The sequence below is a fragment of the Aliivibrio sifiae genome (assembly GCF_002954705.1).
Lineage (GTDB): Bacteria > Pseudomonadota > Gammaproteobacteria > Enterobacterales > Vibrionaceae > Aliivibrio > Aliivibrio sifiae_A.
The window spans coordinates 1,520,605-1,537,688 of sequence record NZ_MSCO01000001.1; the positions used below are offsets into that span (position 1 = coordinate 1,520,605).

The 17,084-nt window shown below is 38.3% G+C and carries 17 protein-coding genes; 8 read left to right on the forward strand and 9 right to left on the reverse strand.

Annotated features, from left to right (window positions below):
• The first annotated feature begins 67 nt into the window (after nucleotides 1–67).
• Complete coding sequence (locus BTO22_RS06795) at nucleotides 68–400, forward strand: PBPRA1643 family SWIM/SEC-C metal-binding motif protein (RefSeq protein ID WP_105054831.1); 333 nt, start codon at nucleotides 68–70, stop codon at nucleotides 398–400.
• 139 nt (nucleotides 401–539) lie between these two features.
• Here BTO22_RS06795 and nagK read toward each other — a convergent pair whose 3' ends face one another.
• Together nagK and BTO22_RS06805 are read right to left on the reverse strand one after the other, a co-directional pair.
• A complete protein-coding gene (nagK, locus tag BTO22_RS06800) occupies nucleotides 540–1,451 on the reverse strand; it encodes an N-acetylglucosamine kinase (protein WP_105054832.1) in 912 nt (303 codons plus the stop codon).
• Nucleotides 1,452–1,582: 131 nt separating this feature from the next.
• Nucleotides 1,583–2,320, reverse strand: coding sequence for a tRNA-uridine aminocarboxypropyltransferase (locus BTO22_RS06805; protein WP_105054833.1), 738 nt, complete (start codon nucleotides 2,318–2,320; stop codon nucleotides 1,583–1,585).
• Nucleotides 2,321–2,406: 86 nt separating this feature from the next.
• On the opposite strand from BTO22_RS06805, the gene BTO22_RS06810 reads away from it, so the two are divergent.
• The gene (locus BTO22_RS06810; RefSeq protein WP_105054834.1) at nucleotides 2,407–3,210 is read left to right on the forward strand and encodes a sterol desaturase family protein; all 804 of its coding nucleotides are present in this window, start codon (nucleotides 2,407–2,409) and stop codon (nucleotides 3,208–3,210) included.
• A 36-nt stretch (nucleotides 3,211–3,246) separates the two neighbouring features.
• Here the strand turns inward: BTO22_RS06810 and BTO22_RS06815 are convergent, their stop codons facing one another.
• Nucleotides 3,247–3,933, reverse strand: a complete 687-nt coding sequence (locus tag BTO22_RS06815; RefSeq protein ID WP_105055573.1) for a pseudouridine synthase — start codon at nucleotides 3,931–3,933, stop codon at nucleotides 3,247–3,249.
• 149 nt (nucleotides 3,934–4,082) lie between these two features.
• Nucleotides 4,083–5,675 carry an AbgT family transporter gene (locus BTO22_RS06820; protein WP_105054835.1) on the reverse strand — a complete coding sequence of 531 codons (1,593 nt, stop codon included), beginning with the start codon at nucleotides 5,673–5,675 and terminating at the stop codon, nucleotides 4,083–4,085.
• Between the two features lie 433 nt (nucleotides 5,676–6,108).
• Between BTO22_RS06820 and BTO22_RS06825 the strand changes: the two genes are divergently transcribed.
• On the forward strand, nucleotides 6,109–6,585 hold the full coding sequence (locus BTO22_RS06825) for a C40 family peptidase (protein ID WP_105054836.1): 477 nt from the start codon (nucleotides 6,109–6,111) through the stop codon (nucleotides 6,583–6,585).
• 86 nt (nucleotides 6,586–6,671) lie between these two features.
• Here the strand turns inward: BTO22_RS06825 and BTO22_RS06830 are convergent, their stop codons facing one another.
• The gene (locus BTO22_RS06830; RefSeq protein ID WP_105054837.1) at nucleotides 6,672–7,007 is read right to left on the reverse strand and encodes a DUF3802 family protein; all 336 of its coding nucleotides are present in this window, start codon (nucleotides 7,005–7,007) and stop codon (nucleotides 6,672–6,674) included.
• 276 nt (nucleotides 7,008–7,283) lie between these two features.
• On the opposite strand from BTO22_RS06830, the gene BTO22_RS06835 reads away from it, so the two are divergent.
• A complete protein-coding gene (locus tag BTO22_RS06835; protein ID WP_105054838.1) occupies nucleotides 7,284–8,153 on the forward strand; it encodes a fructosamine kinase family protein in 870 nt (289 codons plus the stop codon).
• A gap of 238 nt (nucleotides 8,154–8,391) precedes the next feature.
• On the forward strand, nucleotides 8,392–8,592 hold the full coding sequence (locus BTO22_RS06840; protein WP_105054839.1) for a CPXCG motif-containing cysteine-rich protein: 201 nt from the start codon (nucleotides 8,392–8,394) through the stop codon (nucleotides 8,590–8,592).
• A gap of 10 nt (nucleotides 8,593–8,602) precedes the next feature.
• On the opposite strand, the gene BTO22_RS06845 is transcribed toward BTO22_RS06840, so the two are convergent.
• The gene (locus BTO22_RS06845; RefSeq protein WP_105054840.1) at nucleotides 8,603–9,217 is read right to left on the reverse strand and encodes a riboflavin synthase subunit alpha; all 615 of its coding nucleotides are present in this window, start codon (nucleotides 9,215–9,217) and stop codon (nucleotides 8,603–8,605) included.
• Nucleotides 9,218–9,479: 262 nt separating this feature from the next.
• Here BTO22_RS06845 and BTO22_RS06850 point away from each other — a divergent pair, with 262 nt between their 5' ends.
• Nucleotides 9,480–10,862: an MATE family efflux transporter gene (locus BTO22_RS06850; protein WP_105054841.1), complete on the forward strand. Its 1,383-nt coding sequence runs from the start codon at nucleotides 9,480–9,482 to the stop codon at nucleotides 10,860–10,862.
• Between the two features lie 80 nt (nucleotides 10,863–10,942).
• Here the strand turns inward: BTO22_RS06850 and BTO22_RS06855 are convergent, their stop codons facing one another.
• Together BTO22_RS06855 and BTO22_RS06860 are read right to left on the reverse strand one after the other, a co-directional pair.
• On the reverse strand, nucleotides 10,943–11,962 hold the full coding sequence (locus BTO22_RS06855; protein ID WP_105054842.1) for a hypothetical protein: 1,020 nt from the start codon (nucleotides 11,960–11,962) through the stop codon (nucleotides 10,943–10,945).
• 29 nt (nucleotides 11,963–11,991) lie between these two features.
• Entirely contained in the window at nucleotides 11,992–13,311 is a 1,320-nt protein-coding gene (locus BTO22_RS06860; RefSeq protein ID WP_105054843.1) for an anaerobic sulfatase maturase, read from the reverse strand.
• A 321-nt stretch (nucleotides 13,312–13,632) separates the two neighbouring features.
• Between BTO22_RS06860 and BTO22_RS06865 the strand changes: the two genes are divergently transcribed.
• Both BTO22_RS06865 and BTO22_RS06870 read left to right on the forward strand, forming a co-directional pair.
• Nucleotides 13,633–14,304, forward strand: a complete 672-nt coding sequence (locus BTO22_RS06865; RefSeq protein WP_374954010.1) for a formylglycine-generating enzyme family protein — start codon at nucleotides 13,633–13,635, stop codon at nucleotides 14,302–14,304.
• A gap of 45 nt (nucleotides 14,305–14,349) precedes the next feature.
• Complete coding sequence (locus BTO22_RS06870) at nucleotides 14,350–16,029, forward strand: alkaline phosphatase family protein (RefSeq protein WP_105055574.1); 1,680 nt, start codon at nucleotides 14,350–14,352, stop codon at nucleotides 16,027–16,029.
• Nucleotides 16,030–16,166: 137 nt separating this feature from the next.
• On the opposite strand, the gene BTO22_RS06875 is transcribed toward BTO22_RS06870, so the two are convergent.
• Nucleotides 16,167–17,078, reverse strand: a complete 912-nt coding sequence (locus BTO22_RS06875) for a LysR family transcriptional regulator (RefSeq protein WP_181044617.1) — start codon at nucleotides 17,076–17,078, stop codon at nucleotides 16,167–16,169.
• Between the last annotated feature and the right edge of the window lie 6 nt (nucleotides 17,079–17,084).

Here is a 17,084-nt window from a genome sequence, read left to right on the forward strand (position 1 = left end):
ATCACCACTGCTGTTTATAGTATAAACATGCCTAAAATACTGTGTTCAAAAATTATAAGGCTCCAAGATGTCTAAAATGTTCTTCAAAGGTCGTATCGAGACTCGTCAAAACCACGTTCTTTCTGGTTTTAACACTAAGCGTGACGTTAAGTTAGGTACTGAAGAAGCACCACTAACTTTAGTTGTTCAAACAGAAGAACGTAAAGTTGAAATTGAAGCGCAGCTTACTGAGCACAACTTATTCGCAAACATCGAAGTGAATGCGGAAAAAGAAGAAAATATTCTTGAGCTTGAAGGCGTTTTAAACAAGCCAAAAACAACTCGTTTTGAAAAAACACCTAACCGCAACGAACCTTGTTCTTGTGGTAGCGGTAAAAAATACAAAAAATGCTGTGCTTAATAACGACTTAGTTATTTAACCTTTAGCTACTTAGCTAATCGCATTACAAAAAAAGAGCCTCTGTTTATCTGTTAATAATAACAAACAACATGAGGCTCTTTTTGTATCTGCATTTTCTATTCTAAATATTGAGTCAAGATTAGTCTTTAATATTTAAGAATGCTGCACCACGAACGCCGCCAGAATCACCGTGTTTTGCTTTGATAATACGAGGCACGCGACCTACTGATAATAAGTGCTTTGGAAGACGTTTCGGCAACTCTTCATAAATCAATTCAAAGTTTGATAAACCACCACCCAGTGCTACAACATGTGGGTCAAAGCAGGTAAACAGGTTAGCAAAGCAGATCGCTAATAGCTCCATAAAGCGCTCTACGTGCTCAACAGCATTCGCATCACCGGCTTCATTAGCTTTAATGATATCGATCGCTTTTTTCTCTTCGCCGTAATAGTGAGCATAAAGCAGCTCAAAACCACGACCAGAAAGATAGCTATCTAAACAGCCTTTATTACCACAACCACAGCCTAATAGAGGAGCATTTTCACCTAAATGGAACCATGCATCGATTGGTAAGCGAGAGTGTCCTAATTCGCCAGCAACATGGCTATAGCCAGAGAATGCTTTACCGTCGAAAATTAAACCACCACCAAAGCCAGTGCCTAAGATTAGCCCCATTACTGATGGAGAGTCTTTTAATTCTTCATCCCACGCTTCTGATAATGCGAAACAGTTAGCGTCGTTATCGATCTTTACTGAGCGGCCAATTTTAACTTCTAAATCTTTACGTAAAAATTGACCTTTAGCAGCAGGAACATTACTTGTTAATAAAGCGCCTGTCTCAGCATCTTCCATTCCAGGAATACCTAAACCAACTTTGCCTTCAACACCAAATTCAGCATCATATTTTGCAATTAAACCTGCAATATCATCAACCAATAATGCGTAATCTTCTGTTTGTGTTGGAATTCGCTCAGTGGCAACGCGCTCTAATTTCTCATTAAACGCACCAAATTCAATCTTTGTGCCACCCACATCAAAACCGTAGTACATAAGGTATCCTTGTCCTAATCTATTCTAAATTTTTATGGTGTTATTTTACCTAATTTTTATAAATACAGACTGTGACCTAGACGATATTCACTGGTTTTTAGTGTGAGGTGAACCTCAAAGTGTTGCTAGATTTAGTGATTAACTTTCAGTACTGTACGAAAATTCATCAAGCGTTTTAATCCCATGCCACGCTCTGCCCCTTTCACTGGACGCTTGCTGTATAAATAATGTTCTCTAAACAGTTCAAACCAGCATTCAAGATGCCTCGCGTTCTCTTTCTCACCAAACAAATCCAATACCAAGCTTGCCACTTCAACCGTTGATAGCTGGTGGTCTTTTGAGGCCTTACGCATAATGTAACTAGATAAGTGCTCACGATTAAAAGACAGTACGGGTAAGTGGTGTAAATAAGCACTTTTACGATACATACGCCCTGCTTCACGCCAGCTTCCATCAAGAAGGATAAACAAAGGTGTCTTGCCTTTCTCCATAACGATCTCATTCGTTACAAGCGCTTTATTTTCAATCTGCTCTTCAGGAAAAATAACAAATGGCTGATACGATTCATCTTGTAATAGCGTAAGCATCTCAGTGTTAGGTTCCGTTCTAGACCAAAGATAAGCATGAGTTTCAGGCACTAAATCAGCAATGAGTTTTCCTGTATTGCTTGGTTTTAGTACTTCTGTATCAAACATGATCAATAAAAATGCCGCATCAGATTCTACTGAGGGCTGATGCTCACAAATACAATAATCTTGATGTACTTGGCAAAATTCGCAGCGATTAACATTGGCACCACGCGCGTTAAACGGTTTTGTAGAACGAGCTAATCTTTCTTTGTGTAATTGATGGACTTTATGAACGCGCATTTGCAATAACCAAGCTATTTATATGGAAAAAAAAGCGCATTTTACTTACAGTATCGGTAATAACAAGTTCTATAAGAGAATTCCTGATGGAAATTAATTGGATTGAATACAATGAACCTCTACGTTTAGGGTGTTTTATTGCTGCATTCATCATTTTGGCTTTAGCAGAATACAAATGGCCACGTAAAACCTTAACGCAAAAAAAATCCACACGTTGGGTTAGCAATATTGGTTTAGTCTTTTTTAACAGCTTAATTCTTCGACTCGCTTTACCTCTATTAGCCGTCGACGCAGCTTTAATTGCCAACCAAGAACAATGGGGTTTATTCAACTATCTAAGCACTCCACCATTTTTAACTGGGCTCTTATCCATCTTATTGTTGGATTGGCTGATCTATTGGCAGCACCGTGCTTTTCATCGTATCCCTCTATTGTGGCGATTACATCGAATGCATCACTCAGACCAAGATATTGATGTCACAACAGGCACACGCTTTCATCCTGTTGAGATAATTTTCTCTATGCTTATTAAGATTGCAGCCATCGGATTATTAGGCATCCCTGTTGAGGCAGTGATCTTATTTGAAATTATTCTAAACGTAAGCGCTATGTTTAATCACAGCAATTTATTTATTCCAAAATGGTTAGATCGCTATGTACGAGTATTATTAGTGACTCCTGATTTCCATCGAGTGCATCATTCCGTTCATATCTCTGAAATGCATAATAACTATGGATTCTTTTTATCCATTTGGGACTATTTCGGTAAAACCTATTTAGTAAAACCGAAAGATGGTCATGAAGAAATGAAAATTGGCCTTGGTTTTTTCAGAAAAGAAAAAGAGCAACGCCTAGATAAAATGCTGACTCAACCATTTAGGAATAAATAAAAACCACGATGAGGTGCTTGCTGCACCTCATTCTTATTACCTAAATGAATTCACTTCTTCTTCTGTTAAATACCGCCACTCACCTTCATTTACATCAAGCTTGATTGCACCAATCTGCTCTCGATGTAAAGAAACGACTTTATTACCAATCGCTGAAAACATCCGTTTTACTTGATGAAACTTACCTTCAGTAATAGTAAGTAAAACCTCTTGAGAGCTTATTATATCAAGCTTAGCAGGGCGAGTAAGCTGTGGTTCACCTTGTAACTGCACACCAACTGCAAATTTCTCTACTGCATCTTCTGTTATCGGCTTACGTAAACCGACTCGATATACTTTTTCACACTGCTTACTTGGCGTAATTATATTGTAGGACCAACGACCATCATCGGTAATAAGTACTAAACCTGTCGTATCTGCATCTAAGCGCCCTGCTACATGTAACTCCGCATTATTGCCTTCAGTGATGCAATTAAATAAAGAGGGATACGCTTCATCAATATTTGAACAGATCGTATTCGAGGGTTTATTGATGATTAAATAACGAAATGCTCTAAGCGTTAAAAGAGATCCATTAAGTGTGACCTGATTATTTTCATGAACTTGAGTAGATACAATAGTGACCGCGTCACGATTAACATTAACCTTCCCTCCTTCAATCATTGCGATCGCTTGTGGTTTTGTTAACTCTGTACTTTTACATATAAACTTATCAAGACGCATAGAACCACACATTACCACTCATCATCACGCCATTATCCTTGCTCTATTTAAATAAGCAATCGCATTGCACAAACGAACGATAAGAAAAGACGACCCGAAGATCGCCTTTGTGTTAAGTACTTATTATGAAGCCCAGATTCTATTACCTATTATGGTGTATAGAACGTTGCCGCTCCAGGACCTACAGGTAGACCAAATACGAATACCCAAAGGTAGAACAAAATACTCCAACCAAACATAAAGCAGATTGAGTATGGGAGCATAGTAGCGATCAGTGTGCCTATGCCTAGATTCTTCATGTAACGTGTCGCTACCGCCAGAATAAGGCCGAAGTAACTCATCATTGGTGTAATAATGTTTGTTGTTGAATCACCAATACGGTAAGCCGCTTGAATCGTCTCTGGTGCGTAACCTACTAGCATTAACATAGGTACGAAGATAGGAGCAGTCACAGCCCATTGTGCTGACGCCGAACCAATCATTAAGTTAATGAAGCCACACATTAAGATGAATGCGAAAAACAGCATTGGACCCGTAAGACCAACATCTTGTAAGAAGCTAGCCCCACCCACTGCGATTACTTGACCAAAGTTAGTCCATTTAAAGAAAGCAACAAACTGTGCAGCAAAGAACACAAGAACAATATACATGCCCATTGAAGACATCGATGTTGCCATTGCATTAATTACGTCACGGTCATTCTTCATAGTGCCTACGATTTTGCCATAAACAAAACCCGGAATGGCGAAGAACACAAAGATAAAGGCAACAATACTCTTAAGGAATGGAGAACCCGCAACTGTACCTGTTGCTGAGCGTAATACGCCATCTTCAGGAACAATTGTCCATGCAAGCAGCGCACTCACCACAAGAACCGCAACACCTGCAAATTTAAGACCTTTTTTCTCAACGACAGTCAACTTGCCCATTTTATCATTTGATAGATCTTCTGACGCTTCTTCATCGTTATATTTGCCAAGTTTTGGCTCAACAATTTTCTCAGTAACAAACGCACCTGTAATTGAAATAAAGAAGGTTGATACAAACATGAAGTACCAGTTAGCTTCAGGGCCAACCGTATAAGTTGGGTCAATCATTTGTGCTGCTGTTTCTGTAATACCAGAAAGCAGTGGATCAACCGTACCGATTAGAAGATTTGCAGAGTAACCACCAGATACACCAGCGAACGCAGCTGCAAGACCCGCTAGCGGATGACGGCCTAATGAATGGAAAAGCATTGCTGCTAGAGGAATAAGCACGACATAACCAAGTTCAGATGCTGTATTTGAAATAATACCAGCAAAAACAACGGTTATAGTAACCATACGTTTAGATGCGCCCATTACCATACCGCGCATAGCAGCAGATAACATGCCTGAGTGCTCAGCAATTGCAACACCAAGCATGGCAACAAGAACCGTACCTAATGGTGCAAAACCAACAAAGTTTTTCACTAGGTTAGTCACAATAAGTTGCAGGCCTTCAGCGTTAAATAAACTAACAACATGGATCATGCCATCAGCAGCACGACCTTTCGCGCCTTCAGGACGAGGATCGATTACGGATAATTCAAAATAACCAGCAATACCAGATGAAACAAGAATAGCCACACAAAAGATTGCAAAAAGAGTAATTGGGTGTGGTAAAAGATTTCCTAAGTATTCTACTGAATCAAGAAAACGTGTGAACAACGGCCTTTTTGGCTGTTGTTGATTTTGTTGTTGCGATGCAGACGAACTCATCTGTAACTCCTTGTTTTTGTCTTACTATTTCTATTATTCAGCACACCATCACGATCTAAATAGTTAAATGATGAGCGCTTTCGTTAAAAGTAAGTGCTTCCAAAATTCACGCAAAGGTTACATGATTGTAAAATCCAATGAAAGTTCGAAATGTCACAAAATGTTTCACTTGTAGTTTTTTCAACTAAGAATAATCAATAATATAAAACTTTAAATTAACAATCACACAATAAACACTGCAAAAGTAACTCTTGAACCACCTTCTCGTTCTATCTAAAAAGAATACGGTTAGAGTAAGCATGTAAGAAATTGATTAAAACAACCAAAAATGATGAAGCTTAGATTGCCTAAGTCGAACTCTCATTAATATTGCTTTTTCTACCTGTAATGAGTCAAAATAGTGATATTGCTTTTTTATCACTTAGGGTCGATTATGATTCGCCAATCTATCTGCATTCTTGCTTTACTTGGGCTATTTGGATGCGCCTCGTCTCCATCACCACAATTAACAGAGCAAGAAATAGAAACAAAATACCCTCAGCTATCACAATCAAATGGTTACCAAGACTACTTTCAAGAATGGCAAGGTGTCCCTTATAAATATGGCGGTACTAATAAAGATGGCGTCGATTGTTCTGCTTTCACACAAAATGCATTAATTAACCTTCACCAGTTATCGTTACCGAGAACAACTCAGAACCAAGTGGTTACAGGAATAAAAATTCCATTATCAGAAGCAAAAAAAGGCGATCTTGTTTTCTTTAAAACTAGCGTAAAAGTTAGACATGTTGGTGTATATATTGGCAATCGTGAATTTATGCATGCATCCACCTCAAAAGGCGTGATCATTTCAAGTTTAGATAACCCATATTGGAAAAAAGCATTCTGGCAAGTAAGACGTGTATTATAAAAGAAGGCAATGAAGAATTACCCAAGTAAAATAATGACCCATTAGGCCCTTATTTTACTTGGTGTTATAAATAAATTTAATCGTGATTATTTAAATGCACTATCGAATAGATTTTTAATAAGCCCAATGTAGTCATCTAAAAACATAACTTGTTCATTTGTTGCTTTTTGAACCCAAGCCCCTGCTAATACTTCACCTAAGTCAGCAACAACAGCATCCGCTTCACGCAATAACGTAAATCGTACATCGGCGTCCAACTCTGGATTTTGTTGGAAAACAGCCATCAAGTTAGAAGCAACTAAATCATTTACGATATCTTCTACCGTCTCTTCACCTGTATATCCTTGCTGATTAGCAAAAATAGCCAGATGCTCGGTAAGGTATTCAATCAGTGCGTGGTAACCCTCTGTGTTGACAATCATAATCTGTCCGTTTTGTAATGGTTCATAATAATGATAAATGCTTATTTTATGTAAGCTCTTTGACTAATTTATCAAAATAGAGAATAACTCTCAAACTCTTTCCATTTATATTGACAAGCAAAACTTATATATTTTTTCATACCTCATTTCTTTAAACTCAATCATTTAAACGATTACTCAAAAAACGACGTATTTTTTAGCTTTAGTTCACAGATATTTATTAAGAATACACTATTCTTAGTTAAGTAATTTTTAAGACAACAAAGAGAGGTAATTATGTGGCAGGCTATCGCAAAACAAATCTCTGATGTAACGGGACGTCCTTTTATTATTTCTGAACGAGAAACAGTTAATGGCGGTGAGATTAATGACTGCTACATGATCAGTGATGGTAATCAACGCTACTTTGTTAAGGTGAATGAACGAGCAGAACTTCCTATTTTTGAAACAGAGGTAGAGAGCCTAAATCAACTTGACCAATCAGATCATATGTTTGTCCCATCCCCTCTCCATGTTGGCACCACAAAAGAACACTCTTTTTTAGTTTTAAATTTCTTACCGACGAAACCAATAGATAAACAAACATCTTATGAACTTGGTATCAGTCTTGCGAACCATCACGAGTGGGGGGATCAACTAGAGTATGGATTTGATTGCGATAACTATTTAGGTAACGTACTTCAAGTCAATACTTGGCACAGAAGATGGGATTGCTTCTTTGCCGAGCAACGCATCGGATGGCAACTGCAATTACTGCATGAAAAAGGCATGGATCTTGGCGATATAGAAACCCTAGTCAAAAATGCAAAACGTATCTTACATAACCACCAGCCAAAGCCTGCGTTATTACACGGCGACTTCTGGCATGGTAATATTGCACTTAGTGTAAAAGGCCCAGTAAGTTATGATCCTGCTTCTTATTGGGGTGATCCTGAATGTGACCTTGCAATGGCTAAACTATTTGGTGGTTTTCAAGACAGCTTCTTTGATGGGTACGAATCTGTTTCCCCTATTTTAGAAGGCTTTGAGACTCGCCAACATTTATACAGCCTTTATCACGTACTTAACCATTGCACCATGTTTGGTGGGGAGTACATGTTCCATGCCCAACAACTCATCGATAAGTTAAACCTTAATCAAAAATAAACCGCTAGTTTGTAGGGTAGGTAATTGTCTACCCTATAACGGTAACAAATTCACAAATTAGACCCCTGATCAACTTTTCCACTTAATTTACTTCTAAAATGAACTCTTTTTCTTATTATCTACGTATCACATTGTTGTCTCTTTTCGTTTTATCCATGATAAACAAAGTGACTCATCTTAAGGTTAAGCATTCGTTAAGGTGAATAATTGAAGTACTAATTAATTAGGAGTTATTGTGATGAATTATATAAGAAAAGACATTAAGTGCCCTAACTGCCAATACACGATTGGCTTAGTTATAGATAAAAATCAATCAAGTCAGCAAGTCTACGATGACTGCCCGTCTTGCCATCGCGCCATTGAAATGAAAATGACGGTAAATCCACTGACTCAATCTGTTAATTTTACTTTCGATAGCGTTGAGGATGGGCTATTTTGAATCCCTCTTTTTATACTTTATTTTGATTCGCTAATACACGCTCAACCGTATCCACAATCGCTTGTGTTTGCGGATCAATTTCTAAGTTAATTTTATCGCCAATGTTACGTTGGCTTAAATTGGTTCTTTCTAACGTTTCAGGGATTAAATTCACATTAAATCCATTTTCATCTACATCCCCAATCGTTAGACTGATCCCATCAACACCAACATAACCTTTATGTAAAATGTATTTACACCACTCGCTCGGCACATCGAACCAAATTTGACAGTTTTCTACTGTTTTATTTATAGCCCTAACAGCCATAACACCGACGATGTGTCCCGACATTGAATGCCCACCAATCTCATCGCCGAATCGAGCTGCACGTTCAATATTGACTGAATCATCCACACTTAATAGACCAAGATTCGTTAAACGTAGTGTTTCTTCAATTAAGTCAAACTGTATATGATTATTATTGATCTTCGTTACCGTTAAACAACAACCGTTATGAGCCACTGACGCACCTATGTCTAAACCTTGTTCATAAGCCGTGGGAATTTCAATTATATGGGTTTGAAATTTTTCTTTTTTAATGATCTCAATAACCTTGGCAGTGGTAGCCACAATTCCAGTAAACATCAGTATCTCCAATACATATAAGAAAAATAATTCAAGAGTATTATTCTACCCTATCTCTTTTTTAAAAATATCTACCATACGTCTAATATTTCATTTTGTGAAGTGCGATGACTTCTATATACTGTCGCCTTTCTGCTTACCTTTAACAGTTCCTCTGTTTAAAGCACTCAATCAGACCTTTTTATTCTTATTGCGGTCATCACCGTAATGAAGAATCAACACTTATATTCCTTATTTACACATATATTGATACGGTGACGTAGTGCACAGATACCAGAAAGAAATCGTTCGAGTAATCAAATTATCAACTCCTGTCCTTATTGCGAGTGTCGCTCAAACAGGCATGGGGTTTGTTGACACAGTAATGGCTGGTGGCGTAAGTGCTACAGATATGGCTGCCGTAGCTATTGCTGCAAGTGTTTGGCTTCCATCCGTATTATTCGGTGTTGGCCTCCTAATGGCTCTTGTTCCTGTTGTTGCTCAACTAAACGGCTCAGGGAAGTCTAAAAAAGTGCCATTTGAGATCCATCAAGGTATCTATCTAGCACTGCTTACTTCTATTCCGATTATGTTAATCCTTTATAATGCAGGCTTCATTATTGCAGCAATGAACGTAGAACCTGAATTGTTTGAAAAAACAAAAGGTTACTTACATGCAGTATTATGGGCTGCACCTGCATTCTTATTATTCCAAGCATTACGCAGCTTTTGTGAGGGCTTGTCTTTAACCACACCTGCAATGATCATCGGTTTTATCGGTCTTGCCGCTAACGTCCCATTAAACTGGATGTTTGTATATGGTGAAATGGGCGCTCCTGCACTTGGTGGCGTTGGTTGTGGTGTGGCGACTGCAATCGTGTATTGGTTAATGTTTATCACCATGGTTATTTATACGTTTATCGCGCCTAAACTACGCCGCGTAAACTTGTATGAAAACTGGAGCAAACCACAAACTAAAGAGATCTACCGTTTATTCAAATTAGGTTTACCTGTTGCTTTATCTATTTTCTTTGAAGTCACACTATTTGCTGCGGTAGCCCTTCTTATCTCTCCATTAGGGTCAACGATTGTTGCTGCACATCAGGTAGCAACGAATTTCTCTTCTTTGATCTTTATGATGCCAATGAGTATTGCTGTCGCTGTCAGTATTCGTGTTGGTCATAAACTCGGTGAAAACGACCTTGAAGGCGCGAAAATTGCGAGTTATTGCGGTCTAGGTTTTGGTCTGATGATGGCATGTTGTACCGCAGTGTTAACTTTCATCTTCCGTGAAAATATTGCGTATTTATACTCAGACAATCAAGAAGTGGTTGAACTTGCTGTTAGCCTGATGCTTTTAGCTGTGATTTACCAATGTACCGATGCTGTACAAGTTGTTGCTGCAGGCGCCCTTCGTGGTTATAAAGATATGAATGCCATCTTTAAGCGTACTTTCGTTTCTTACTGGATTGTTGGCTTACCGACGGGTTATATCCTTGGTATGACTGATTGGATCGTAGAACCTATGGGTGTTTATGGATTCTGGTTCGGCTTTATTGGTGGTTTAACTACCTCTGCAGTATTGTTGAGCTTACGCTTACGTTGGTTACAAAAGAATCCAGCACAAATTAATATGGAAGTTGATGAACTGCAAATCATGCATTAGTTCAGAAACACGATAAACAATAAAGCCCGAGGTATTAACTACCTCGGGCTTTTTTTATGACATTTTAAAATGTATCTCAGTTACTTCTGTTTTTCTTTCAATTGAGTAATAACATATTCAGGGGCAACCTTTGCTAACTCAACTAAACACGCATCGGCTTTTTCATTATTATACCGAACGTAAATATCACATACCGCATACAGTTGCTCTGGAGAGCCTGAAATCATATACGCTTTTTCAAACGATTCAGTTGCTACTCCAACATCGATATCTTCTTGTAATACCCCGTTTAAGTACCAATAATAGCTGTTAGTTTCCGCTAGTGTAGCAGCAACCTTAATTGCTTGTGCGGCACTTTCTTTATGATTTAAGCGAACTTGAGTCAAGGCTTTTGAGTAATATAAACTTGCCTCTTTAGGCAATTGCACAAGTCCTTTATTCAAAATGTCCAACGCTTGCATATCTTGATTTTGAGCACGATAGTTATCGGATAAATTTAACCATACTTGGCTATTTTTAGCGGCACTTTGTGTTAATGGTTGATACAGCGCATCCGCCTTTACCCATTCTTTATGCCAACGATAAACATCTGCTAATAATAATTGAGATGCCGTATTTTGTTTTTCTTCTAATTGTGCAGAAAGATAAGCCACTACTTCATTGTAAGGCGTTTCTATTTGCTGTTGTTGCTCTGCTGTCATTGCGCTGTATTCACGCAATAAATTAGTAGTTGCCGTCATTCGAACCGTTAAATTCTCATCGGTGAATAACGGAGAAACCATGCGCCAACGATGTTCAAATTGATACAGTTCCGACCCAATAATTGCAGCCTCACGTAGCAAAGGATCGCTTTCTTTTAAACCTCTTGCTACTGCAACTAAACTGTTTTGGTTTGGATAGCGTGCCAATTGTCGTAATGCATCTGCTCTTTTCTCTACACTCTCATTTTTATTCTGAGCGGTATAGGCTAATTGTTGCTCAGGCGTCAAGTTTTGAGCTTGATTAGCAGGCTCTGCTCCTGTCGATGCATATGATGGAGCTGAAAGCCCTAATAGCCCCACTAAACCAATTGCGGCGAACTTCTTTACTGCGTGATTCACGAATACACTCCCTATGTTTATGCTCTTGATTAAAATTTAGTTGGAAATATCGCGTTTCTTTGTGCCTGCTGCATTTTTACATCACTGTATTTACCATGCTGAACAGGGTTACCTAACATTTTTAAAATATACGCGATTGATTTATCTGCATGAGAAAAGAATTTTTTCCAACCCGCACATAAATAGTTCAATCCTGGCTCGCCATCTCTTGTTTTAATAAAACGGTTTTTTGGGCACTCACCATGGCACGCAAATTTGTACTCACATTGCTGACATTGACTAGTTAATGTTTTTGATTTTGCAAAACCAAACTCTTGCTGCTTACGACTGTAAGCTAGCTCATCCAATTCTTGAGTATGAATATTGCCAATTTTATATTCTGGATATACATAATGGTCACAAGCAAATACATCACCATTGTGCTCCATAGCTAACCCTTTACCGCAAATTTCACCCAACGTACAAAGCGGGTTTTTACGTCCCATCCATGTTTCAACGCTGGCTTCAAAATATTGCACAAACACTTTACCTAAATCGTGCTCAGTCCATTCATCAAATACGGCAATTAAAAAGTTGCCCCACGCTTCATCTGATACACACCATGGTTCCATGATGGATTCTTTATTACCTGGAATTAAACGTTTATCCCCTTGACGTAATTGCGCGGCAATTTGCTCTGTTTGTGGCGCAACGGTTCTGAATGTTTTTTGCTCTACAATTGGGATGAATTGCATTTGAGGGGATTTAACAACATCACGTAAAAAACGATATACTTCAAGAGGGTTACGGCTTGTTAAATTATTTACACAGGTTAATGTCGCAAATTTCACATTATGCTTGTGCAATAACTCAACCGCTTTCATTACTTGATTAAACGTACCACGCCCTGCTTTATTGGTTCGATATGCATTATGTAATAACTCAGGGCCATCAATACTCAAGCCTACAAGGAAGTTATTTTGAGCAAGGAATTCACACCACTTATCCGTTAATAGTGTGCCATTAGTTTGAAGATCATTTGAAATGATGATCCCATCCGGTTGATATTGTTTTTGAAACTTAACAATCTTTTGGAAATACTCTAGACCCAGTAGCGTTGGTTCACCACCTTGCCATGAAAAGATAATCTCAGGCGTATTTTGGCCCTCGATATACTGCCGAATATAAGTTTCAAGAGTCTCATCATCCATCTGTGGAGAGCACCCTTTCTTATACTCAAGTAAATCTTCTTTACTCAAATAATAACAATAAGAACAATCAATATTACAAACTGCACCAATAGGCTTGGCCATAACATGTAATCGTTTTGATGCTTTACCTTGAAATTGCGGGCCTTGAGTAATGATCATATTAATTCCTATTATCTTACAAATGTGATGAGTAGAACTTACCTAGCAAAACGATAAACCACCCTCATAGTTTCCGCTAAGTAAGTTCTAACCTTATAATAAACAAAAAGAACACACGTATTAGTTATACACGTTATTCCATTTTGGAAAGTCCTTTTACTGTATGATAAATACTCAATCATTACTGTAGAGAACGTCATGTTTAGAGTGCCTTTTTTAAGCAATACAAAAATATTACTCACCACGATAATTCTTAGCTCAACATTAATAGGATGTGCTAGCTCTCCTCCCCATCCTATCGCTCTTAAAATAGATCAAAATATGATTCATATTGATGGTGGCGAATATCTAATGGGTTCTGATTCCTCTGAGGCAAAAAAAGCCGAAAAGCCTGCTCACCTTGTTATGGTAAATGACTTCTACATGTCTAAATTTGAAGTGACGCAAGAGCTATTTGAATCAGTTATGGGGTCATCATTAAGCTACTTCCAATCTCCAGATATTCCTGTGAACAATCTAAGTTGGCAACAAGCTAATTTCTTCATCGAAAAATTGAATGAAATAACTGGCGAAACATATCGTCTTCCAACGGAAGCTGAATGGGAATATGCAGCACGTGGCGGCAATGCAAGCCAAGGTTATGCTTACAGTGGTTCAAATAACATTGATGATGTCGCATGGTATTCACAAAACGCCAATAACCAGGCTCATCCTGTTGGAATGAAACACCCTAATGAACTAGGCTTATATGACATGACAGGAAATGTAGGTGAATTTGTAAGTGATGCCTATGATGATAATTTTTATCGCTATTCTCCAAAAGACAATCCAAACAACGCACGCGATGAAACCAGTGGCTTAGCACATAAATCGGTGCGAGGAAGTAGCTTTTCTTATAACGCAGATGAATCTGAAAATTACCGTCGAGATTTTGCAAGCCAGTCGATCATCATGTCAGATATGGGGCTTCGCTTAGTAAAAGACGCACAATAAAACATCCATACACTTGGCAAGGAACCAATAATGAAAAATAAAACAATGCATTATGTAGCGTTAGCCAGCGTTTTAATAACCCCTGCACTTTCATTAGCCTCAGAGCAAAAGCCTAAACTCGTATTACAAATTACGGTTGATGCATTAAGAGGCGATTTATTAGAGCGCTATAAAGCAAATTTCGGAAAGGATGGCTTTCGTTATTTAATGGATGATGGCACTTATTATACTAATGCCTATTACCAACATGGCAACACAGAAACCATTGTTGGTCATGTGTCCTTAGCCACAGGAGCACCACCCAATGTGCATGGCATGGTGGGTAATGTTTGGTACGACAGAAACGAAAAGCGCTTAGTTTATAACGTTGAAGACGGTAACTACAGCATGCTCTCTTCTGGTGCTGGAGTAAATAAATCAACAGAAATAGATCCAACTCAAAAAGTTGCAACACAAGATGGTCGTTCTCCTAACCCTATTTTATCAACCACATTTAGTGATGAACTGGCTATCGCAACCAATGGGGAATCAAAAATATTCTCTGTATCAGTTAAAGACAGAGGTGCTATTTCTCTAGGTGGACATTCAGGTAAAGCTTTTTGGTTCTCTAAAGCGGGTTCTGAATTTGTAACCAGTAATTACTATTACGATGCATACCCAAATTGGGTAACGGCTTGGAATGAGAAAAAACTCCCAAACCAATATTCAGGTACGCGTTGGGAGCTCTCTCTTCCTGCCGACCAATACACTCTTAAAGAAAGCAATCCTGATTACAAAGTTGACTTAGCTGGATTCAAACGCAGCTTCCCTCACCCTTATGGACCTGCAAGTTATAAATACTACACAACCATGCTAACACTCAGTCCTGCTGGTGATGAATTAACTGAAGATTTCGCCAGTACTTTATTGAAAGAAGAGAACTTAGGTCAAGGTAAATTTACCGACTATCTCGCTGTTAGCTTCTCTGCCAATGACTACGTCATTCATATGTATGGTCCAACAAGTCTAGAGGCTGAAGACAATCTAATCCGGTTAGATAAAACCATTGCCAAACTATTGAAAAGTGTTGATAAGCAAGTTGGGTTAGAAAATACATTAATTGTTTTATCTGCTGATCATGGCGCACCAGAGGCTCCTGCAGTCGTTAACGCTTTAGGCGCGAGTCAATCATCAACATTTGATCAGAAAAAACTCATCTCTCCAACACTATTATCTCGTTTAAAAATAGAATTTGGCTTAGGGGAAGACGCTATTCGTTTGTACGCACAACCATACATTTACTTAAATCATGATGTGATAAAAAAGAAAGGTGTTTCATTAGAGAAAGTACAAAAAGCCGTTGCTGAAGAGCTCTTAAAAATAAAAGGGATAGCTTACGCAGTAACAAGCTCTGACATAGAAAAAAATCAGGTACCAAATACTCATACCATGCAATTGGTTAAAAATAATTATCATCCCTTACGCTCAGGCGATGTCTATGTAGTTTATCAACCAAGGAACTTCATTAATGATATGGATGGCTTAACCATTGCATCTACTCATGGTTCTCCTTGGCGTTATGATACTTACGTTCCTGTCATTTTTGCCGGTTATAACATTGATGACGAAAAGATCAGTCGCGAAATCACGCCTTATGATATTGCTCCAACCTTATCGAGCATCTTAGGGATAACTCAACCAAGTGGCGCAACAGGAAAAGTCTTAACTGAAGTCACTCAACACTGATATTAATTCACACAATACTCCTCCATATAAGTCAATATTTAGATACTTATTTGGATTGGTAATCAATTATTATCTATAAAGTAAAAATGAGAAAGCAGTGTTGGTATATCAACACTGCTTTTTATTTTATAACATACTTAATTTATATCAAACTCAGCTTTTGCTGCTTTTTGAATTTGTTGTCTTAACCAACGATGTCCACTTTCAGAGGTTCGACTTGGGTGCCAAATCGTACATAAATTATGCTGCTGGCGACCGAAAGGTAAATCTAATGATTTAAGGTTGTAGTACGCGCCTAAGTCATCGATTGCTGATTGTGGCAACATGCCAATCATTTCTGTCGAACTAATGATGGGCATCATTTCAAACGCACCAGCGGCTCTAATTACAATATTTCGAGCATCAAGCTCTCCAATATCATCCGCATTCAATAAACTACTGCGACTATGCCAGCGAGATGCAGCAACATGCTCTTCACTTAGAAATTCACTTAACGAAATTTCGTCACCAATTCTTGGGTGATTTTGACTGCACACGACTCTTAATTTTTCAGTATAAATCACTTCTGACTTTAAAATTGTACGCCCTCTTATGGCCATATCAATGACTAAATCATAACGCTGTAAACGTAAGTCAGATTCAAGATCTTCAGTAAACTGAGGATGTACTTCTAATGATATATTCGGCGCACAAGCTCGAATTTGGCGTATTAACCTTGGAATAAGCGAATAACTCACCGTAGAAACGACAGCAATAGAAAAGATACGATTTGATGTTTTTGGATCAAATTCTCTTGACGCTGATAGTGTTGATGTAAAGTTTTTTAGAGCTGCAGACATCGCAGGATAAATATCAGAGGAGAACACTGTTGGCTCTACCCCTGACGTATTACGATGAAATAAAGGGTCGTCATAAATTTCACGTAGCCTTTTTAGCGCTTTACTTACCGCGGGTTGACTAATATTCATTCTTGCTGCGGCTTTAGAAAGGTTTTTTTCTTCATAAATCGCGACAAAAATAGGTATTAAATTAAGCTCTGTACTTTTCATTGCTAC